Source organism: Phycicoccus sp. 3266 (assembly GCF_031456495.1).
Taxonomy (GTDB): domain Bacteria; phylum Actinomycetota; class Actinomycetes; order Actinomycetales; family Dermatophilaceae; genus Pedococcus.
This window is the reverse complement of sequence record NZ_JAVDUW010000001.1, coordinates 1,738,801-1,757,387: the sequence shown is the minus strand read 5'-3', so window position 1 is coordinate 1,757,387 and position 18,587 is coordinate 1,738,801. Positions and strand designations below refer to the sequence as shown.

General features: G+C 74.3%; 22 protein-coding genes. 11 read left to right on the top strand and 11 right to left on the bottom strand.

The window, feature by feature from the left end; genetic code table 11:
- Window positions 1-53: 53 nt before the first annotated feature.
- The 3 genes from J2X64_RS08445 to J2X64_RS08435 are packed head-to-tail and all read left to right on the top strand — an operon-like array spanning window position 54 to window position 2,109.
- A complete protein-coding gene (locus J2X64_RS08445; RefSeq protein WP_310152332.1) occupies window positions 54-626 on the top strand; it encodes a dienelactone hydrolase family protein in 573 nt (190 codons plus the stop codon).
- A gap of 2 nt (window positions 627-628) precedes the next feature.
- Window positions 629-1,486, top strand: a complete 858-nt coding sequence (locus tag J2X64_RS08440) for a DinB family protein (protein WP_310152329.1) — start codon at window positions 629-631, stop codon at window positions 1,484-1,486.
- Window positions 1,483-2,109, top strand: a complete 627-nt coding sequence (locus J2X64_RS08435; RefSeq protein ID WP_310152326.1) for a DUF664 domain-containing protein — start codon at window positions 1,483-1,485, stop codon at window positions 2,107-2,109. Before J2X64_RS08440 ends, J2X64_RS08435 begins: the two co-directional genes overlap by 4 nt.
- On the opposite strand, the gene J2X64_RS08430 is transcribed toward J2X64_RS08435, so the two are convergent.
- The 4 genes from J2X64_RS08430 to J2X64_RS08415 all read right to left on the bottom strand — a co-directional run bounded on the left by J2X64_RS08430 (window position 2,078) and on the right by J2X64_RS08415 (window position 5,491).
- Entirely contained in the window at window positions 2,078-2,683 is a 606-nt protein-coding gene (locus J2X64_RS08430) for a GNAT family N-acetyltransferase (protein ID WP_310152324.1), read from the bottom strand. The two genes, J2X64_RS08435 and J2X64_RS08430, sit on opposite strands and share 32 nt — an antisense overlap.
- Before the next feature lie 64 nt (window positions 2,684-2,747).
- Complete coding sequence (locus J2X64_RS08425) at window positions 2,748-3,299, bottom strand: sugar O-acetyltransferase (protein WP_310152322.1); 552 nt, start codon at window positions 3,297-3,299, stop codon at window positions 2,748-2,750.
- A gap of 2 nt (window positions 3,300-3,301) precedes the next feature.
- Window positions 3,302-4,513, bottom strand: a complete 1,212-nt coding sequence (locus tag J2X64_RS08420) for an ATP-binding protein (RefSeq protein ID WP_310152319.1) — start codon at window positions 4,511-4,513, stop codon at window positions 3,302-3,304.
- Window positions 4,514-4,621: 108 nt separating this feature from the next.
- Window positions 4,622-5,491 carry an alpha/beta hydrolase gene (locus J2X64_RS08415; protein WP_310152316.1) on the bottom strand — a complete coding sequence of 290 codons (870 nt, stop codon included), beginning with the start codon at window positions 5,489-5,491 and terminating at the stop codon, window positions 4,622-4,624.
- A 172-nt stretch (window positions 5,492-5,663) separates the two neighbouring features.
- Between J2X64_RS08415 and J2X64_RS08410 the strand changes: the two genes are divergently transcribed.
- The gene (locus J2X64_RS08410) at window positions 5,664-6,149 is read left to right on the top strand and encodes a hypothetical protein (RefSeq protein ID WP_310152313.1); all 486 of its coding nucleotides are present in this window, start codon (window positions 5,664-5,666) and stop codon (window positions 6,147-6,149) included.
- A gap of 42 nt (window positions 6,150-6,191) precedes the next feature.
- On the opposite strand, the gene J2X64_RS08405 is transcribed toward J2X64_RS08410, so the two are convergent.
- Window positions 6,192-6,719 carry a DUF3806 domain-containing protein gene (locus J2X64_RS08405; protein WP_310152310.1) on the bottom strand — a complete coding sequence of 176 codons (528 nt, stop codon included), beginning with the start codon at window positions 6,717-6,719 and terminating at the stop codon, window positions 6,192-6,194.
- Between the two features lie 15 nt (window positions 6,720-6,734).
- A complete protein-coding gene (locus J2X64_RS08400) occupies window positions 6,735-7,061 on the bottom strand; it encodes a rhodanese-like domain-containing protein (protein WP_310152308.1) in 327 nt (108 codons plus the stop codon).
- Window positions 7,062-7,115: 54 nt separating this feature from the next.
- Here J2X64_RS08400 and J2X64_RS08395 point away from each other — a divergent pair, with 54 nt between their 5' ends.
- Window positions 7,116-8,078 (top strand): aminoglycoside phosphotransferase family protein, encoded by a 963-nt coding sequence (locus J2X64_RS08395; RefSeq protein ID WP_310152305.1) that lies wholly within the window; start codon window positions 7,116-7,118, stop codon window positions 8,076-8,078.
- Window positions 8,079-8,111: 33 nt separating this feature from the next.
- Here the strand turns inward: J2X64_RS08395 and J2X64_RS08390 are convergent, their stop codons facing one another.
- The 4 genes from J2X64_RS08390 to J2X64_RS08375 form a co-directional block, all read right to left on the bottom strand.
- The gene (locus J2X64_RS08390; RefSeq protein ID WP_310152303.1) at window positions 8,112-8,972 is read right to left on the bottom strand and encodes a DNA-formamidopyrimidine glycosylase family protein; all 861 of its coding nucleotides are present in this window, start codon (window positions 8,970-8,972) and stop codon (window positions 8,112-8,114) included.
- A gap of 12 nt (window positions 8,973-8,984) precedes the next feature.
- Window positions 8,985-10,067: a phosphatase domain-containing protein gene (locus tag J2X64_RS08385; protein WP_310152299.1), complete on the bottom strand. Its 1,083-nt coding sequence runs from the start codon at window positions 10,065-10,067 to the stop codon at window positions 8,985-8,987.
- A 92-nt stretch (window positions 10,068-10,159) separates the two neighbouring features.
- The gene (locus tag J2X64_RS08380) at window positions 10,160-10,870 is read right to left on the bottom strand and encodes a hypothetical protein (RefSeq protein ID WP_310152296.1); all 711 of its coding nucleotides are present in this window, start codon (window positions 10,868-10,870) and stop codon (window positions 10,160-10,162) included.
- An 84-nt stretch (window positions 10,871-10,954) separates the two neighbouring features.
- Window positions 10,955-11,686, bottom strand: a complete 732-nt coding sequence (locus tag J2X64_RS08375) for a GAF and ANTAR domain-containing protein (RefSeq protein WP_310152293.1) — start codon at window positions 11,684-11,686, stop codon at window positions 10,955-10,957.
- A 140-nt stretch (window positions 11,687-11,826) separates the two neighbouring features.
- On the opposite strand from J2X64_RS08375, the gene J2X64_RS08370 reads away from it, so the two are divergent.
- Window positions 11,827-12,711, top strand: a complete 885-nt coding sequence (locus J2X64_RS08370; RefSeq protein ID WP_310152291.1) for a PfkB family carbohydrate kinase — start codon at window positions 11,827-11,829, stop codon at window positions 12,709-12,711.
- Window positions 12,708-13,517 (top strand): fructosamine kinase family protein, encoded by an 810-nt coding sequence (locus J2X64_RS08365; RefSeq protein WP_310152288.1) that lies wholly within the window; start codon window positions 12,708-12,710, stop codon window positions 13,515-13,517. The genes J2X64_RS08370 and J2X64_RS08365 overlap by 4 nt, the downstream gene beginning before the upstream one ends.
- Window positions 13,518-13,604: 87 nt before the next feature.
- Here the strand turns inward: J2X64_RS08365 and J2X64_RS08360 are convergent, their stop codons facing one another.
- Window positions 13,605-14,114 carry a mycothiol transferase gene (locus J2X64_RS08360; protein ID WP_310152285.1) on the bottom strand — a complete coding sequence of 170 codons (510 nt, stop codon included), beginning with the start codon at window positions 14,112-14,114 and terminating at the stop codon, window positions 13,605-13,607.
- Between the two features lie 136 nt (window positions 14,115-14,250).
- Between J2X64_RS08360 and soxR the strand changes: the two genes are divergently transcribed.
- The 4 genes from soxR (at window position 14,251) to J2X64_RS08340 (ending at window position 18,581) form a co-directional block, all read left to right on the top strand.
- On the top strand, window positions 14,251-14,727 hold the full coding sequence (gene soxR / locus J2X64_RS08355) for a redox-sensitive transcriptional activator SoxR (protein ID WP_310152281.1): 477 nt from the start codon (window positions 14,251-14,253) through the stop codon (window positions 14,725-14,727).
- Window positions 14,724-15,452 carry an endonuclease/exonuclease/phosphatase family protein gene (locus J2X64_RS08350; RefSeq protein ID WP_310152276.1) on the top strand — a complete coding sequence of 243 codons (729 nt, stop codon included), beginning with the start codon at window positions 14,724-14,726 and terminating at the stop codon, window positions 15,450-15,452. The genes soxR and J2X64_RS08350 overlap by 4 nt, the downstream gene beginning before the upstream one ends.
- 133 nt (window positions 15,453-15,585) lie before the next feature.
- The gene (locus J2X64_RS08345; RefSeq protein ID WP_310152273.1) at window positions 15,586-17,829 is read left to right on the top strand and encodes an MMPL family transporter; all 2,244 of its coding nucleotides are present in this window, start codon (window positions 15,586-15,588) and stop codon (window positions 17,827-17,829) included.
- A 32-nt stretch (window positions 17,830-17,861) separates the two neighbouring features.
- Entirely contained in the window at window positions 17,862-18,581 is a 720-nt protein-coding gene (locus J2X64_RS08340) for a hemerythrin domain-containing protein (protein WP_310152268.1), read from the top strand.
- Window positions 18,582-18,587 lie beyond the last annotated feature (6 nt).

Here is an 18,587-nt window from a genome sequence, read left to right as displayed (position 1 = left end):
CGAATTCTCGACGCGGACGCGAACCGTCCGCAATGGGTCCTAGCGTGTCCGCCATGACCGAGATCGTGCTCTTCCACCACATCCAGGGCCTGACCTCCGGCGTCGTCGCGTTCGCCGACGCGCTGCGCGAGGCGGGCCACACCGTCCACACGCCCGACATGTTCGAGGGGCGCACCTTCGAGTCCATCGAGGCGGGGCAGGCGTACTGCGGGGAGGTCGGCTTCGAGGAGGTCCGCGAGCGAGGCGTGCGCGCCGTGCAGGACCTGCCGCAGGGCCTGGTCTACGCCGGGTTCTCGCTCGGCTGCATGCCCGCCCAGAAGCTGCTGCAGGGCCGACCCGGAGCCCTGGCCGGCCTCTTCTACCACGGCTTCGCCGACCCCTCCTGGTTCGGCGCCTGGCCCGAGGGGACGCCCGCGCAGATCCACGCCATGGACGCGGACCCGTTCTTCGTCGAGGAGGGGGACCTCGAGGCGGCGCGGCCGTTCGTGGAGTCCCACGACGAGGTCGAGCTGTTCCTCTACCCCGGCGACGGCCACCTGTTCGCCGACAACACCCTGGCCGACTACGACGCGGGCGCCACGAAGCTCGTGCTCGAGCGTTCGCTGGCCCTGCTCGAGAGGCTCTGACGGTGACGGCGTTCCGGGACGAGCAGCTGCTGGGGGCGACGTTCGAGCACGTCGACCTCTCCGGCGCGCGGTTCGACCGGGTCGACCTCACCGGCGCGAGGCTGCAGATGGTCGACCTGGCCGACGCGGAGGTGCGGGACACCGCGTTCCGCAACGTCCGGATGCGCGGCGTGGAGCTGCAGGACGTCGAGATCAACGGCGAGCTCGAGAACGTCCGGGTCAACGGCGTCGACATCGGCCCGCTCGTCACGGCCGAGCTGGACCGCCGCCACCCCGAGCGGACGAGGCTGCGCCCCACCGACGCCGCCGGCTACCGCGAGGCCTGGGCGCTGCTGGAGGACCTGTGGGCCGGGACCGTCGACCGCGCCCGGCGCCTGGAGTCGGTCGATCCCGACCTGGTGCACGAGGGCGTCGACGGGGAGTGGTCGTTCGTCGAGACGTTGCGCCACCTGGCCTTCGCGACGAGCTCGTGGCTGCACCGGGCCCTCCTCGGCAACCCCTCGCCGTGGCTGCCGCTCGAGCTGCCGTGGGACACCATGCCCGACACCCCGGGCGTGCCCCGCGACCGCGAGGTGCGGCCCTCGCTCGACGAGGCGCTGGAGCTGCGCCTGACCCGCAGCCGCGAGGTCTCGGCATACCTCGCCACGCTCACCGACGAGCAGCTGGCCGGGCAGACCCCGGAGCTCACGGGGACGGGCTGGCCGCCGGCCGGCTCGCGGTTCCCGGTCAAGGACTGCCTCGACGTCCTGCTCAACGAGGAGTGGTGGCACCGCCAGTTCGCCGAGCGCGACCTCGCCGTGCTCGAGCCCCGGCAGGTGGAGACCCGCCAGGACGAGACGCGCCCGGAGGAGACCCGATGACCGAACCCGTCGCCGCGCCGCACCCAGACCCGGTACCCGGGTCCGACGAGACACCGTGGGAGCCGCCCCTCGCCGGGACGGAGGCCGAGGCCCTGCTGGGTGCCCTCGACAGGCTGCGGTGGACGTTCCGGTGGAAGACCGACGAGCTCGACGCCGTCGGGCTCGGCCAGCGGGTCGGGCGGTCGACGCTGACCCTCGGCCGGCTGCTGAAGCACCTGGCCGTCGCGGAGGACCACGCGTTCCACACCAAGCTCGACGGGTCGCCCCTGCCGCCGGTGTGGGACGCCAACGGCTGGGACGAAGACCCCGACTGGGAGATCACGTCGGCCGACGGGGACGAGCCGGCGCAGCTGTACGCGTACTGGGACGACGCGGTCGCCCGGTCGCGCGAGCGGGTGCGGGTGACCCTCGAGCGAGGCGGCCCCGCCCAGGAGGTGCACGCCGGCACCGACACCGGGGAGCACGCCAACCTGCGCCGGCTGCTGTGCGACATGGTCGAGGAGTACGGCCGCCACACCGGCCACGCCGACCTGCTCCGCGAGGCCGTCGACGGCCGCGTCGGGGAGGACCCGCCACCCGGCTGGCGGCCGGTCAGCGGGCGGGGGGGACCGTCCGGCTCATGACGCAGTTCCGCGTGCCCTTGGGCCGGTCGTAGGTGAAGCCGGCACGCTCGAACAGCGCGCGGGTGCCGCTGTAGAGCACCGAGACCTTCGTGCCCTCGTTGTCGTGCGGGTAGGCCTCGACGACCCCACCGCCCGCGGCCGCCACGAGGTCGAGCACGCCCTGCACCGCCACGGCCGACACCCCCGAGCGCCGGTAGCGCTTGTCGACGAACAGGCAGGTGATCCGCCAGTCGGGCTCGCGCTCGCTCGTCTCCTCGTACTCCTTGCGGTGGTAGATGTTCGGCAGCTCCGACGGCGGGCCGTACTGGCACCACGCGACGGCCTCGGCACCGTCGAGCACGAGGGCGGCGTGCGCGCGGCCCGTGCGGACCAGCCGCTCCTTGAGGTCGCGGTTGCTGTCCGCGTCGTAGGTCTTCTCCGCGGCCATGGTGTGGAAGTACGTGCACCAGCACCCGCCGAAGACCCCGTTGTGCCGCTCCATGAGGGCTGCGTATGCCGGCCACGTCGCCGCGTCGAGCGGCCTCACCGTGAGCGCCCCCGGGTCGACGGCCGGCGCCTTCGTCGTCCGTGTCATGGGGTCACGGTAGGAGGGTTCGGGGACGTTCGGCGTCCTGGATGCCGACGAGTCTTCGGCGGGCTCAGGGCGAGGACAGGCGCCGGCGCTCGACCGCGCTCGTCCCCGTCACGATGCTCATCGGCGGCACGTCCTTGGCGACCACGGCGCCCGCGCCGACGACCGAGCCACGGCCGATGGTCACCCCGGGGCAGATGGTCGCGGCCGCGCCGATCCACACGTCGTCCTCGATCGTGATCGGCGCCGAGGTGATGAAGTCGAACCGCTCGGCCGGCTCGACCGGGTGGCCTGCCGTGGTGAGGGTGACCCGCGGGCCGATGAGCACGCGGTCGCCGATCGTGATGCCGCCGAGGTCGAGGAAGTAGCAGCCCTGGTTGATGAAGACGCGTTCGCCGAAGGAGGCGCCGAGGCCGTGGTCGCAGTGGAACGGCGGCAGGACGGTGAGCGAGTCGGGGACCGGGCCGCCGAAGATCTCGGTCAGCAGCGTCCGGCGCCCGTCGAGGTCGTCGAACGGCATCGCGTTGAGCCGCGCGGTCAGCCCCATCACGACCTGCACGCGCTCGGCGAAGGCCCGCGACTCGGGGGTCCGCGTGGGCAGCCGTCGTTCCCCGCGCACGGTCAGGCTGTCGTGCGCAGGTAGCGGCCGAAGTGCGGCACGGTGAAGGCGATCCGGCCGCGCTCGCCGGAGTAGATGAGCCCCTTCTTCAGCAGCGCGTCCCGCGCCGGCGACAGGGACTGCGGCTTGCGCCCGAGGATCGCCGCCACCTCCGAGGTCGCGACCGACTCGATGTCGTCGAGGTCGCCGCCCGCCTCGACCGAGGCCGTCGCGGCGTCCGCCATGGCCCGCAGGTACTCGCGCTCGGCCGGCGTCGCCCGCTCGTAGCGGGACCCGAAGAAGCCGACGGCGAGCTCGGCCTCCGCCTCTGGGGCCGCGACCGCGACGTCGTCGGCCGTGATCGGCGACCGGGGGGCGACGTCCCAGGCGACCTTGCCGTAGGCCTGGATGAAGTACGGGTAGCCGGCGGTCGCGGCATACATCGCCTCGAGGGCCTCGGGCGTGAACCCGGCCTCCTCGTCCTCGGCGGGGGCGACGAGGGCGAGGTCGGCCGCGCCGCGGTCGAGCCGGTCGATGCGCTGGTACCGGAAGAGGCGCTCCGAGTAGGACTTCGAGGCGGACAGCACGGCCGGCAGGTGCGGCAGCCCGGCGCCGACGACGATCACGGGCAGGCCGGACTGACTGATCTCGTGGCACGCGGCGCACAGGGCCGAGACGTCCTCGGGGCCGAGGTCCTGCATCTCGTCGATGAAGACGGCGACTCCGCGACCCACGTCGGCGGCGAGGCCGCCCACGTCGGTGAGCAGCTCGACGAGGTCGATCTCGATGTCACCGGAGTCGGCCCGTCCCGTCGCGGCGGGGGCGTCGATGCCGGGGTTCCAGCGCTCGCGCAGCCTGGCGCCCGGCGCGGTGTCGCGCTGGGCGAAGGCCTTGATGACGCCGAGCACCTGGTCGACCTCCTCGCCGGCCGGGTGCCCGAGCTCGCGCACCGCGACGTGCAGGGCTGCCGAGAGGGGGCGCCGCAGCCGCTGGTCGGGGCGGGCCTCCAGCTTGCCGGTGCCCCAGCTCGCGCGGACGGCGGCGGAGCGCAGGGCGTTGAGGAGCACGGTCTTGCCGACGCCGCGCAGCCCGGTGAGCACCACCGAGCGCTCCGGGCGGCCTCGCGAGACCCGCTCGAGCACGACGTCGAACGCGTGCAGCTGCTCGTCACGGCCGGCCAGCTCGGGCGGGCGCTGGCCGGCGCCGGGGGCGTACGGGTTCCGGATCGGGTCCACGATCGCAGCGTATGGGGATCTCTAGGGCTTTCCCGAGATTTCGAGATACACGTCCATCGTGTCGTCCGCGCCCGGGGGCGGCCGGCGCGCCGGCCCGTGGAGCGCGTCTCAGCCGGCGGCTGGGGAGGAGGCGTCCAGCCGCGCCACCCAGTCGAGGACGTCCTGCGGGACCCGGCGGCTCGACGCCGCTCGGAGGTGGCCCCTGCCGTGGTACCAGACCAGCGAGCAGTCGGGGATCGCGTCACAGGTCGCCTGCACGGCCGACCGGGCGAAGAAGCGGTCCCGGTCACCACACAGCATGAGCACCGGGACCGGGATCCGCGCGAGGGCGGGGCGCGCGTCGAACGCCGCCTCCGCGTCGGCCTCCACCAGCAGGTCCCCCGCCGGGACCCGCGACCCCGCGAAGAGGCGCCCCGCAGCCGGTCCGAGCAGCCGGCGCACCCCCGCGGCGCGCTGGCCCGGCAGGAAGTACTCGAGGAACACGGCTCCTGCCTCCGCGTGGCGGCCCTCGGCCCGCGCCCGCGCCCAGCGCACGTCGACGTCCGTGCCCTCGGGCGTGACGACGGCCGCCGAGACGACGAGGACGACCCGTCGGGCCGTCTGCGGGTGGTCGGCCGCCACGTGCAGGGCGATCATCCCCCCGTAGGACTCCCCGAGCAGCAGGTCCACGGGGGCGCCCACGTGCTCCTCGACGAAGCGGGCACAGTCGGACGCCATGTCGGCCACGGTGTGCCCGGGTGGCATGCCTCGGGGGCGCGTGACCGTCCACACGGCATACCCGGCGCGGACGAAGGGCAGGAACCGCGCCTCGGTGAACCGAGCGAGCAGGCCACTGGGCAGCTCGCTGCCCGGCCCGCCCGGGAGGTTCAGCAGCGTCCTGGGCCCCGAACCGAGGACCGAGTACTCGATCCCGTCCGCGGACGTGCCCGTGCGCCGCGGGGGACGGGCGGCACGGGCCTTGCTGTCGGGGCGTCCCATGCGCCGATCGTCTCCCCCCGAGCCGGGGAGCGGGTCCCCCCGATGGACGACGACCGGGCGGGCCTCGCCCCGGTGCCCAGTCGATCCCAAGTCCAGCCCAAGGGCGGGCACCGACCGTGGGGTCACGACGACCGGCAGGGAGCCGGCCGCGCCCCACCCAGGAGGAACACCCATGAAGACCCGATCCCTGCTCGCCACCGGTGCCACCGCTCTCGCGCTCCTCGCGGTTCCCGGCACGGCCCACGCGGCGTCCCTCGAGAACATCGACCGGAGCCTGTTCGACGCGACACCGGAGACGAGCGCCTCCAGCTGGCACTTCGACGGGGCCACCGCAGGGGAGCTCGGGGGTGCCCTGGACCTGCGCGTGACCGCCTCGGACGGGTCCTTCCCGACGACGCCGGGCGCCTGCGAACCCGTCGACGTCACGGCCGCCCTGCAGCTCTCGCCCGGCGAGGTGCTGTCCGTGACGACGTCGGGCGAGGCGTGCGCCCACGTCGTCGACGGCAGCCTGACCGTGAATGCGCCGTTCGGTCGCGGGGACGTGACCTACGCGGGCACGGCGCACAAGAGGGTGCACGTCGTCGGTGACGGGCTCATCGCGGCGAGGACCAGCTTCCTGGGCGGCCAGGCGAGCGTCGGGATGTCAGTGCGCTGGTAGGCCGCGCCCACCACCGGCTCGAGGTGGCCCTCTCGGAGCGGGTCACCGACGGTTGCGGCGCCGCACCATGTGGCCGACGACGGCCGGCAGCCAGCCGGTCTCGCCCCGCATCCAGCGGCCCGCCACGAGGTTGTGCGGCACGACCACGAACGTCCCCTTGAAGCCCTCGGTCAGCGCCAGGTCGGTGCCGAACACGTCGGTCACCACCTGCCAGTCGAGGTCGGTGTGGCGCTCCAGGTGCTCACCGATGCCGAGGGCGTACCGCTCGACGACCGCCGCGTGGTCCGGGCGTGCACCCTCGGGCGACCGCTCCCAGGCGTGGTAGGCCGCGTCGAGCCCGGCGGAGAGGGAGTCGAGGTCATCGACGTCCACGCCCTCCTGCGCCAGGGCGGCGAGGGCCGCGTCGATGCGCCCGCGCTCCTCGGCACCGATGGGCGCGACCACGGGACGCAGGGACTCGCCGTCGTCCATCAGGGTGGCGCCCGCGGCCGACGGGTCGAGGGCGCCCGAGGCCTCCTCGCCGGCGTCGGGCTCGGCGCGCTCGTCCCGTCGACGCCCGAACCACGCCATGGCGGTGCCGCCTGCCTACTTGACCGTGGCGGCCGCGCCGTCGGCCACGAGCTGCTTGCCCGCGACCTCCCACGCCCTCATGCCGCCCTCGACGTTGGCGACGTCGAACCCCTGCTGGGAGAGCCAGGCCACGGCCCGCGAGGAGCGGCCGCCGCTGCGGCAGACGACGGCCAGCGTGCCGTCGTCGGTGTCCGGCAGGGCGTCCAGGCGCGACGGGAGGTCACCGAGCGGGATGTGGACGGCGCCCGGCGCGTGGCCGGCGTCCCACTCGTCCTGCTCACGGACGTCGAGGACGACCGCGTCGTCGGGGACCTCGTGCACGGAGACCTGGGGAATGTCCATGGGCCCATGAAACCACCCCGGTCCGCAGGGCCGCCCGCCGGTAGCGTGCCGCGCGTGCAGCTCAGCCGGCAGGCAGCGGTCACCCGGGTCGTCTCCGCGACGCGGGTGGCGCTGCGACACCACCCGGACCCGGGCCCCGTGCTCGACCGGCTCGAGGAGCGGCTGCTGGACCTCGTCGTGCGCTGGGACCTCGAGCTCGGTGACGCGTACGGCGAGGGCATCGGGGGCCCGGTCCTGGCCGTCACCGCGGGCGGCCGGCCGGCCGTGCTCAAGCTCGAGGGGGCGACAGCCGCCTTCGCCGCCCAGGTCGCCGCCCTCGCCGCCGCGCAGGGACGCGGGCATGCCGCGGTGCTGGCCAGCGACGTCGCCGCGGGTGCCGTGCTGCTCGAGCGCCTCGGGCCGACCCTGGCCTCCGCCGGGCTCCCGCCCGACCGTCAGGTGGCCCACCTCGTCGGGCCCGTGCAGCGCACGTGGGAGCTCCCGGTTGCGCCCGGGCAGGAGGCCACCGCCAAGGCGGACCAGCTGGCCGGCATCCTGCGCACCCTCCCGGAGCGGGTGCTGTCGCCCGCGGAGCGCGCACGCTGGGCGCCCGCCCTCAACGAGGCGGGCCGGCTCGCTGCCCACCTGTCCTCGACGCGGGACCCCGATCAGGAGGTCCTGTGCCACGGCGACCCCCACCCCGGCAACGCGCTGCTCGGGCCGGAAACGACCGACGGCGACCGGTCCTACCGGCTCGTGGACCCGGACGGGATCGTGACCGAGCCCGAGTACGACGTCGGGGTCGTGCTCCGCGACTTCAGCCGCGAGCTGCTGGCCGCCCCGGGAGCGTCGGCCGCCCGGGACCTGCACGCCGGGCTGTGCCTGCAGGCGGCCGCCGCGACCGGGACGGACCCCGAGCGCGCCGGGCAGTGGGCCATGGTCGAGCGGGTCACCACGGGGCTGTACCTGCGCTGGTTCCACGACGACGACACCGCCGCGACCTTCCTCGACTCCGCCCTGCTGCTGCTCCGGAGGTGATCCCGGCGACGGGCTCCGGACGTGGTCGCAGGTCTACTTGAGCAGGCGGGACATGCGACGGTCCGCCAGCGGCTTGCCGCCGGTCTGGCAGGTCGCGCAGTACTGGAGCGAGGAGTCCGCGAACGACACCTCGCGCACCGTGTCGCCGCACACCGGGCAGGTCTCGCCCGTGCGGCCGTGCACCCTCATCCCGGCCCGTTTGGCGTCCTTGAGCTCGGCCGCGGGCTTGCCCGACGCGGCGGCGACCGCACCTTTCAGCGTCTCGCGCATCGCGGCATACAGCCGGTCCACGGCCTCCTCGTCGAGGCTGGACGCCATCACGAACGGCGACATCTTCGCGACGTGCAGGATCTCGTCGGAGTAGGCGTTGCCGATGCCGGCGATGAAGCCCTGGTCGCGCAGCAGGCCCTTGACCTGGGCGCGCCGCCCCGCGAGCAGCGCTCCGAACGCCTCGCGGGTGAAGTCGTCGGCGAGCGGGTCGGGCCCGAGCGTCGCGATGCCCGGCACGTCGTGGGGGTCGCGCACGAGGTAGGCCGCGAGCCGCTTCTTCGTGCCCGCCTCGGTGAGGTCGAAGCCCGAACCGTCGGAGAACCGCGCGCGCAGCGCGATCGGCGACTTGCCGGGTCGCAGGACGGTGTTCGGCATGGCGTCGGACCACCGCAGCCACCCGGCGCGCGCCAGGTGGAAGACCAGGTGGATGCCGTCGCAGTCGAGGTCGACGAACTTGCCGTGCCGCGAGACCGAGTCGACCGGCACGCCCGCGAGCGCCTGCGGCGGCGGGTCGAACGTCTTGAGCACCGAGAACGACCCCAGCTCGACGCCGGTCACGGCCAGCCCGGCAGTCCGCTCGGCGAGGAAGTCGACGAGCGCCTGGACCTCGGGCAGCTCCGGCACGACGCCAGTCTGTCAGAGGCCGCCGTCACCGGCCGGGGTTCGCAGCGCCACCCGCAGCAGCTGCAACAGCCCGTACCCGTCGCCGGCCCGGCAGACCGGGACGTCCTTCTCGTGCCGGTCCCGCGACGGGGTGAGCTCCTCGCGCGACACCGGTATGCCGTGGGACAGCACCTGCTCCGACGGCGTCAGCTCGCGGATCGCGATGGCCTCGACACGGTCGGGGCGCTGGCGGGCGAAGTCGCCGTAGATCTTCGGGTCGTGCTGGCCGTCGTCGCCGATGAGCACCCAGCGCACCTGGGGGAACTCGTTCGCGAGCCGGTGCAGGCAGGCCCGCTTGTGGTCCTGGCCGCTGCGGAACCAGCCGGTGTTGGTCGGGCCCCAGTCGGTGAGCAGGAGCGGGCCGGCCGGGTAGCCGTGCCGGCGCAGGAACCGGGTCAGGGTCGGCGCGGTGTTCCAGGCGCCGGTGGAGACGTAGACCATCGGGGCACCGGGAGAGGCCGCCAGCAGCTCGCGGTACATCGTCGCCATGCCGGGCACGACGTGGCGCGCGTTCTCGCTCTTCACGAACGTGTTCCACGCGGCGATCATCGGCCGCGGCAGGGAGGTGGAGATGACGGTGTCGTCGATGTCGCTGATGAGGCCGAGGCGCTGGTCGCGCCCGACCAGCATGACGGCCGCCTGCACGGTCTCGGCGTCGACCGAGGTGATGGTCGCCTCGGCCCAGCCGGCCGGCAGGCCGTGGTCCTTGACCTTGACGTCGATGTACCCGCTGCGGTCGGTGCGGGTGTGGATCCGCTTGCTCCCGAGGACGATCGTCACCGGGACGTTCATGGCCGGGGCGGTGATGAAGGCGCGCCAGCCCCGGCGCTCCTCCTCCGCCGAGCGCAGCTGCGCCGACGAGGCGCCGACGTCCTCGCGCTGGCCGCCGGGGTTGCGGCGGGTGAGCAGCACGCGCCCGAGCACCCGCGCCCAGTCCTCGCTGCCGTAGCCGGTGTGCGCGACGATCCGGGTCTGCCACCCCCGGCCCCGGAGCACGGCGTCGACCCGGCGGTGCCAGGCGTCCTCGACGATGGCGGCGGCGTGCGGTCGGGCCATGGCACGACCCTACGGGCTCGCGCCGGACCCCGCGCCCGCCCCTGAGGGACGCGCGGTCCGGCGCCCGGCCCCGGCGCCGGGTCGGAAGGTCCTCAGGGGCGGTCGAGCACGCTGTTGAACTGGTCGACGAGGCGGTCGCCGGTCGCACCCAGCCCGTCGAACTCGAAGACGCGGGTGCCGCGGCTCGCGAGCAGGAGGGGGCCACCGCCCCGGTCGAGGTCCTGCGCCAGCATGATGTCGTCGGCCGCCAGCTGGGCGGCGCGGGCACCGCCGGCGAACAGCTCGATGGCGGGCGCGTCGAGCTCGAGGTCGTTCGCCACCCGGGCGAGGACGCCGGGCTCGTCGAGCGAGTGGCCGCCTACGAAGAAGTCGCGCTGCACCGCCTCGATCACCCGGGACACCCGCGCCTCCTCCGAGGCGAGCAGGGCGATGACACCCGCGGCCACGGCGGGCGCGGCATACCGGCCCGTCTGCACGATCTCCACGTCGACGCGACGGCACGCCGCCCCGCGCAGGACCGCGCTCACCGACGGCAGGTACTCGTAGGCCGACGGGTCGTAGAGGTCGACGACGTAGACGAGCAGGGTCGACCCGTCCTCGGCGACCGCTGACGCGCCCGCGGTGTGGAGCCGCTTCAGGTGGTCGCTCGGTGCGCGACCCCCGCGCAGGGCCCCGGTGTCGGCGAGGCCACGGACGTGCGCGCGCCGGTCCCGGTGCACGCACCAGGCGTCGAGCTTCGACGCGGACGGACGGTCGCCGTACTCCGGCGAGGCGTAGCAGCAGCCACGGATCCCACCACTCATGTGCAACCTCCTCGGGCAAACAAAAAAGCAACCGGTCGGCCGTCGTGGCCGGACCCGGTTGCTTCAGGTGCCCTCGAGACTAGCTCACATCGCCTCGGAACGGGAAGAAGTGACCTCGGACACCACCTGGGCGGCCAGCACGCGCAGCTTGAGGTTCTGCTCCTGGGACTGCTTGCGGAGCATCTCGAACGCCACCACCTCGTCGATGCCGTGGCGCCCCATGAGGACCCCCTTGGCCTGCTCGATGACGGCCCGGCTGGCCATGGCCTGCTCCATCTGCGCGGCGACGGCGCGGGCACCCGCGAGCTCGACCGCGGCGGCGATGGCCTCGGCCGCCCGACCTGCGGCGATGCGCACCACGGCGATCTCGATGGCGTCGAAGGCGTTGCGCTCGTGGGCGTACAGGTTGAGTGCCCCGAACCGCCGTCCGGCCGACGTCAGCGGTACGGCGAGGAGGGTCTGGACCTCACCCGGGTCGCACCCCGCGATGAAGGCCGGCCACCGCATCTCGCCGCCGGTGAGGTCGACGAGGTTCTCGCGGCCGTTGCGGAAGGCGTCGAGGCACGGCCCGTCACCGACCGCGTACTGCACGGCGTCGATCTCCAGCGTGCCGGCGGTCGTGTATGCCGCGGTGCGCGGCCGGTCCTCCATGACCACCGTGACGCCCACGGCGTCGCAGCCGTCGATGGTGCGGTTGACCGACTGGACGAGACGTTCGAGGTACGGCGTGAGGTCGTCGAGCCCGTCGAGCGAGCCGGCGAGGTCGTCCATCAGCCGCTGGGCCGCGTCCAGGCCCTGCGTCGTCTCCGTGTCCACAGGGAGAACGGTATACCGGCTCCACCTGCGGCAACGCCTCGTTCCATCGGCCCGGACTCCGCCCGAACCGGGCGGAACCGGACGAAGCGGCAGGCTCCGAGACATCGCGTACGAAGCACGGACCGGGGCAGGATGGAGCGGTGAGCGCACTCGTGGCCGCCGTCGGCGGCGGCGTCAGCTGGAACCACGTCATCGACGTGCCGCGGCTGCCCAGCGGCCGCACCGAGACGCTGTTCGCCACGGCGTCGCGGACCGGTATCGGCGCCACCGGGTCGGGCAAGTCGCTCAACCTGGCCCGGCTCGGCTTCGACACCCGGCTGCACGCCCTCGTCGGCGAGGACGACGAGGGCGACCTGGCCGTCGACATCCTCGAGGCAGCCGGGGTGCGCGTGCACCGCGTCCCCGACCCGCAGGGCACCGAGCGGCACGTCAACCTCATGGACCCGCAGGGGCGCCGCACCAGCGTGTACGTCAACGACAGCAGCGCCGACCCGCCGGTGACGACCGAGGACCTGGGCGACTTCGTCGACGGGGCCGACTACTCGTGGGTCAACCTGTCCAACTACGCGCGCCGGGCGCTGCCGGCCCTCGAAGCCCGTGGCATGCCGGCGTGGGTGGACGTGCACGACTGGGACGGTGTCTCGGCCCACCACCAGGACTTCGTCGACGCGGCGGCATACCTCTTCATGTCCGACGAGGGGCACCCGGACGCGCTCGGGCTCGCGGCCATGCTCGCGCCCACCCGCGAGCTGGTCGTGGTCACCCACGGCAGCCGGGGCGCGACGGCGTTCGTGGGGACCGCCGACCCCGTGCACGTCCCGGCCCGGCCCGTCGAGGCGGTCGACCCGAACGGCGCAGGGGACGCGTTCTGCGCGGGCGTCATGTACGGGCACAGCCGCGGCTGGGACTGGCGCAGGTCGCTGGAGGCCGGTGCGGTGGTCGCGGCCGGGTGCGTCGCCTCGCCCCACCTCGCCGACCCCCACCTCACGCCGGAGCAGGTGGACCGGCTCGTGGGGGCCGGATGAGCACCGGACGGGTGCCGGACGAGCACCGCACGAGCTCGGGGGAGGTCTTCCGCAAGGGGAGCGCGACCGCCCCGACCGGCTACTTCCGCTGGGAGGCAGCCGGACTGGCCTGGCTCCGTGACGCGCCGGGCGGCGCCCCGGTGGCCGAGGTGCTGGACGCGGGGGAGGACCACCTGAACCTGCGCCGCCTCGTGTTCGCCAATCCCGACCCGGCGTCGGCCGAGGCGCTCGGCGCGGGCCTCGCCCGGACCCACGACGCGGGGGCGCCCGCCTTCGGGTCACCGCCGGCGGGCTGGGAGGGCGACGGCTACCTCGGCCCGGTGTCCGAGCTGCTGCCACTGGCGCTGCGACCCGTGGGGTCCTGGGGCGAGTTCTACGCCGCCCAGCGGATCCTCCCCGCCGTGGCGATGGCGGTCGATAGGGGTGTCTACCGCAGGTCCGATACAGCGGTGTTCGAGGCCGTGGCCCGCCGGTGCGCCGGGGGCGAGTTCGACGACGGCAGCACCCCCGCCCGGCTGCACGGCGACCTGTGGTCGGGCAACGTGCTGTGGACCCCCGCCGGGGCGGTCCTCATCGACCCGGCCGCGCACGGCGGCCACCGGGAGACCGACCTGGCGATGCTGGCGCTGTTCGGGTGCCCGCACTGGGACTTCGTCATCGGCGGCTACCTCGAGCAGCACCGGCTGGACTCGGAGTGGCCGCTGCGGGTGGGCCTGCACCAGCTGCACCCGCTGCTCGTGCACGCCGTCCTGTTCGGCGGGGACTACCCGAAGCGGGCCCTGGAGGTCGCCCGCCGCTACCGCTGAGCGCGTTCGCCGCGGCCGAGCGTGGTTCGCCAACTGCCCCGCTGGGGAGCCACCGGGCACGAGGCAGCAGGGTGGCTGGGTGGGGGCTCAGGCGTCCCCGAGCAAGCCGCGGACGAAGGCCGCCTGCCCGACGTGCTGCTGGTCGTCGTTGACGACGCTGACCAGCCGCACACCGAGGGTCACCGGTGGGTCCCAGCGCTCGTCGACGACGCGCGAGAGGTCCTCCGGCGTCAGGGACCTGACGTACCCGACCGTCTGCTCGTGCACCGCGTCGAGGTAGCCGGTGAGCTGCTCGGCCGTGACCCCGGAGACCTTGGCGACGTCCTCCGAGGACTGGCCGTAGCCGGTCACCTCGGGCCCGAACGGCAGGCCGAACCGGCCGTGCCAGTCCTGGGCGGTCCAGACCTGCTCGACGCCGGCGACGTCGGCCACGTGGTCGTCCTGCACCCGGGCGAGGTGCCAGACGAGCCACGCGATCGAGTTCGCGTGCGGGGTCGGCCGGGTCGCGAGCTGCTCGGGGTCGAGGCCCTCGACGGCCCCGTGCACGCCGTCCCGGATCCGTTCGAACGCGTCCACCAGCAGCTCACCGAGTTCCATGGTCCGACCCTAGGTGCGCGCCGGCGGGGTCGCGCGCCCACTTCCCTTCGTGCCCGCTTCGGCTCGCGGCCGTGGAGGGTGCCGCTAGAGTTGAAGTGGACTCGAACTAGCGTCGCGACGCCCGGAGGTGGACCCGGTGGACACCCACGACGTGCTGACGGTCTCGCAGGTGGCCGCCCGCAGCGGCTTCGCCCCGTCGGCGCTGCGCTTCTACGAGAAGGAGGGACTGATCCGGGCGGGTCGCACCCCGGGCGGCCAGCGACGGTACGAGCGCAGCGTCCTGCGCCGTCTCGCCTTCATCCGCGCCGCGGGCAACGTCGGACTGTCCCTCGAGGAGATCCGCGAGCAGCTCGACGGCCTGCCCGCGGGCCGCACCCCCACGAAGTCGGACTGGCACCGCATCTCGGCGCACTGGCGCAACCGCCTCGACGAGCAGGTCGCGGCCCTGGAGGCGCTGCGCGACAAGCTCGACTCCTGCATCGGGTGCGGCTGCCTCTCGCTCAAGCAGTGCTCCATCTCCAACCCCTCCGACGAGGCCGCGGGCTCCGAGGAGGCGCCGGGGGCGGCATACCTGCCCCGGCTCCTGCGCCGCCCGCCGAGGGTGGCGCCGTGACGACGCGACTGGTCCTGCTGACCTACAACATCCACGGCGGCATCGGGGTCGACGGCGTGCTCGACCTCGGTCGCATCGCCGAGGTGGTCGAGGCCAGCGGGGCCCAGGTCGTGGCGCTGCAGGAGGTGGACCGGCACCTGCGTGCCCAGAGCCGCCACGAGGACCAGGCAGGCCTGCTCGCCGACCGGCTCGGGATGCACCTGGCGTATGCCGTGTGCGTGGACCGGGGGCCGGGGCGCCCGGGCGGCCCGCCGCGCCAGTACGGCACCGCCCTGCTGGCCACGATGCCGTTGGTGGGGCCGTCCACCACGCTGCTGCCGTGCTTCGCGGGGAGCGAGCAGCGCGGGCTGCTCGACGCCACGGTGCGGGTCGACGGCCTGGAGCTGCGCGTGCTCGGCACGCACCTGCAGTGGGACCGCGAGGACGAGCGCGTGGAGCAGGCGCGGGTGGTGCTCGACGCCCTCGACAACCGGGCGACGGTGCTGCTCGGCGACCTCAACACCGAGCCCGGCTCACCGACCCACCGGCTGCTGGCGCAGCGGCTCGTCGACGCCTGGGCGGAGGTCGGCGAGGGCACGGGCCACACGTGGGAGAACGACGAGCCGCACCGGCGGATCGACTACGTGTGGTGCGGCGGGGGCGTGCGGCCGGTCGCGGCGCGGGTGCTCCCGTCCGTGGCGTCCGACCACGCCGCGCTGCGGGTCGAGGTCGAGCTGCCGGGCTGACAGGCAGGACCGGGGCGTCCCGAGAGAGGGCGCCGGGTGGTGGAGACAGCAGCCCCAAGCCGATCCCAAGTGGTGCGCAAGCGGTGGCGCCGACGCTGGTCCCGACCAGTCACCCTCCGCACAAGGACCACCCATGTCTCGCTTCCTCTACCGCCTCGGCCGTGGTGCCGCGGCTCACCCGTGGCGCACGATCTGCGCCTGGGTGCTCCTCGCCGGCGTCGTCGCCGGCCTCGCCGGCGCCTTCGGGGGCACGCCCCAGGACGACTACGACGTCCCCGGGGCCCGGGCCCAGGTCGGCATCGACCAGCTGCGGGCGCACCTGCCCGCCGCCGGCAACGCCGGCGCCCGCGTCGTCGTGCACGACCGTGACGGGCGCACCGTCCCCGCCGATGCCCTCGCGACGCTGACCGGGCGCCTCCGGGAGATGCCGCACGTCGTCCTCGTCGAGCCAGCCGTGCCCTCGGCCGACCGCGACACCGCAGTGGTGGCGCTGCACTACGGCGTGCCCGTCACCCACCCCGACCTGATGGGCAACCTCGCCCCGCTCGACGCGGCCGTCGCACCGCTCCGCGCCAGCGGGCTCCAGGTGGAGCTCGGCGGCGACGTCCCCGAGAGCGCCGCCGCGCCGATGACCGGCCGCGGCGAGCTCGTCGGCGTCGTGGCGGCCCTGCTGATCCTCGTCCTCGCCTTCGGCTCCGTGGTCAGCGCCGGGCTGCCCATCGCCACCGCCCTCGTCGGGCTGGGCATCGGGTCTGCCGGGGTCACGCTGCTCGCCGCCGCGATGGACGTCTCGACCGCCGCGCCGATGGTGGCGACGATGGTCGGCCTCGGCGTGGGCATCGACTACGCCCTCCTGCTGCTCACGCGCCACGCGGAGTACCTGGCCCAGGGCGTGCCGGTGGTCGAGGCCGCCGGACGTGCTGCGGCCACCGCCGGGCGCTCGGTCGTCTTCGCCGCGTCCACGGTGCTCGTGTCGCTGCTCGGCCTGCGGCTCGCGGGGCTGCCCGTGTACAGCTCCTTCGGCTTCGCCACGGCCATCGCCGTGGTGTCGGTCGCCGCGGCGTCGTTGACGTTGGTGCCGGTCCTGTGCCGGTTCGCCGGCCGTCGGGTCCTGCCCAGGGCGGTCCGGCGCGGCACCCGTGGCAGTGCCCAGGGCACCGGCCCCCGCAGCCCGCTGACCGCCCGCTGGGCGGCCCGGGTCGCCCGCAAGCCCATCCTGTGGGCCACCGCGGCCACCGTGGCCATGCTCGCCCTGGCCGTGCCGGCGCTGGACATGCGCACCTGGCCGCAGGACCCCAGCAGCCAGTCGACGTCGGTGACCACGCGGCGCGCGTACGACCTCGTCAGCGCCGAGTACGGTCCGGGCAGCAACGGCCCGCTCACCGTCGTGGCCGACCGCTCCCGCCTCTCCGACGATGCCGTCGCACGCCTCGCCGCCACCCTGGAGGCGCGGCCGGACGTCGTGTCGGTCACCCCGGCCACCACGTCGCCCGACGGCGCGATCAGCGTGCTCGACGCCGTCCCGGCCTTCGGGCCCACGGATGCCCGGACCGGTCAGCTCGTCAGGGACGTGCGGGCCTCGCTGCCCGCCGGGGCCGAGCTGACCGGCGGCACGGCGTTCTTCTCCGACATCTCCGACATGCTCGCCGGCCGGCTGTGGCTCGTCATCGCCTTCGTCGTCGGGGTCTCGGTGCTGCTGCTGGCGATGGTGTTCCGGTCCGTCGTGATCCCGCTCAAGGCGGCGGTCATGAACCTGCTGAGCATCGCCGCCGCCTACGGCGTGATGACCGCGGTGTTCCAGTGGGGCTGGGCCACCGACCTGCTCGGGCTCGACCACGCCCAGCCGGTGTCGAGCTGGGTGCCGATCCTGATGTTCGCCATCCTGTTCGGCCTCTCGATGGACTACGAGGTGTTCCTGCTGTCCCGCATCCGCGAGGACTGGCTCGCCACCGGCGACGCCAGGGCGAGCGTCGTGCGCGGCCTGTCGGCCACCGGCCGGGTCATCACGAGCGCCGCCGCGATCATGGTCGCCGTCTTCCTCGGCTTCGCCAGCGAGGTCGACGTCGTGGTCAAGCAGCTGGGCATCGGCATGGCCGCGGCGATCCTGCTCGACGCCACCGTCGTCCGGATGGTGCTCGTCCCGGCCACCATGTCACTGCTCGGCGACTGGAACTGGTGGCTCCCGCGCTGGCTCGACCGCGTGCTGCCGACCGTCCACGCGGAGCACACCGAGCACGTGCCCGTCACGGACGGGTCCGCGTCGACCGGGGTCACCGGTCCGGCAACCGCCGGACCGCGCCCGGCGACCCACCCCGCGGCACTGCCCGCACCCCACCCCGTGGCCGACGACGAGCCCGAGCTCGTCGGCGCGCCGTGACCGATCCCGCACGAACCGAACGGAGAACCACCATGACCACCACGACACCCACCACCTGGCCCGAGCAGCTCCGGTTCCCGGGGCAGACCGCCGCCCACCCGGGCCCGGTCGACATGACGATGATGTACGTGATGCACCACGGCTTCCGCCGCGACCTGGCGGCGTTCGCCGCGGCGGCCAAGGCCACCCCGGTCACCGACCGCGCGTGCTGGCAGGCCCTCGCCGAGCGCTGGGACCTGTTCGCCGAGGTGCTGCACCACCACCACTCCGGCGAGGACGCCGGCCTGTGGCCGACGCTGCTCGAGCGGACCGACGACGAGGGTCGTCGCGTGCTCGAGGCGATGGAGGCCGAGCACCACGAGATCGACCCGATCCTGCAGGCGTGCGCGGCGGGCTTCCGGCAGCTGTCGACCCACGCCGACGAGGACGCCCGCGCGGCCCTGGCGGTGCGGCTGTGCGCCGGCAGGGAGAGCCTCGCCAGGCACCTGCAGCACGAGGAGACGGAGGCGATCGCCATCATCCAGCAGGTCCTCACCCACGAGGAGTGGGAGGCCCTCGAGGAGGAGCACTTCCGCCAGGGCGTGCCGTTCAGCACCGTCCTGCGGCTGGTGCCGTGGGCTGCGCACGACGTGCCGGTCCCGCTGCTGCGCGAGGTGTTCGCGCGCTCCGGGGGCGTGCACCGCCTCATGTGGCGGGCCACGCGGCGACGTTTCCAGCGGCGTGAGCGGCTGGCCTTCCGGTACGCCGGCTGAGGACCC

Bases quoted from the DNA above. Each gene is read 5' to 3' on its own strand.
- J2X64_RS08445 (WP_310152332.1), top strand. From the start codon at position 54: ATGACCGAGATCGTGCTCTTCCACCACATCCAGGGCCTGACCTCCGGC.
- J2X64_RS08435 (WP_310152326.1), top strand. From the start codon at position 1,483: ATGACCGAACCCGTCGCCGCGCCGCACCCAGACCCGGTACCCGGGTCC.
- J2X64_RS08430 (WP_310152324.1), bottom strand. From the start codon at position 2,683: ATGACACGGACGACGAAGGCGCCGGCCGTCGACCCGGGGGCGCTCACG.
- J2X64_RS08415 (WP_310152316.1), bottom strand. From the start codon at position 5,491: ATGGGACGCCCCGACAGCAAGGCCCGTGCCGCCCGTCCCCCGCGGCGC.
- J2X64_RS08410 (WP_310152313.1), top strand. From the start codon at position 5,664: ATGAAGACCCGATCCCTGCTCGCCACCGGTGCCACCGCTCTCGCGCTC.
- J2X64_RS08405 (WP_310152310.1), bottom strand. From the start codon at position 6,719: ATGGCGTGGTTCGGGCGTCGACGGGACGAGCGCGCCGAGCCCGACGCC.
- J2X64_RS08400 (WP_310152308.1), bottom strand. From the start codon at position 7,061: ATGGACATTCCCCAGGTCTCCGTGCACGAGGTCCCCGACGACGCGGTC.
- J2X64_RS08385 (WP_310152299.1), bottom strand. From the start codon at position 10,067: ATGGCCCGACCGCACGCCGCCGCCATCGTCGAGGACGCCTGGCACCGC.
- J2X64_RS08380 (WP_310152296.1), bottom strand. From the start codon at position 10,870: ATGAGTGGTGGGATCCGTGGCTGCTGCTACGCCTCGCCGGAGTACGGC.
- J2X64_RS08365 (WP_310152288.1), top strand. From the start codon at position 12,708: ATGAGCACCGGACGGGTGCCGGACGAGCACCGCACGAGCTCGGGGGAG.
- J2X64_RS08360 (WP_310152285.1), bottom strand. From the start codon at position 14,114: ATGGAACTCGGTGAGCTGCTGGTGGACGCGTTCGAACGGATCCGGGAC.
- J2X64_RS08345 (WP_310152273.1), top strand. From the start codon at position 15,586: ATGTCTCGCTTCCTCTACCGCCTCGGCCGTGGTGCCGCGGCTCACCCG.
- J2X64_RS08340 (WP_310152268.1), top strand. From the start codon at position 17,862: ATGACCACCACGACACCCACCACCTGGCCCGAGCAGCTCCGGTTCCCG.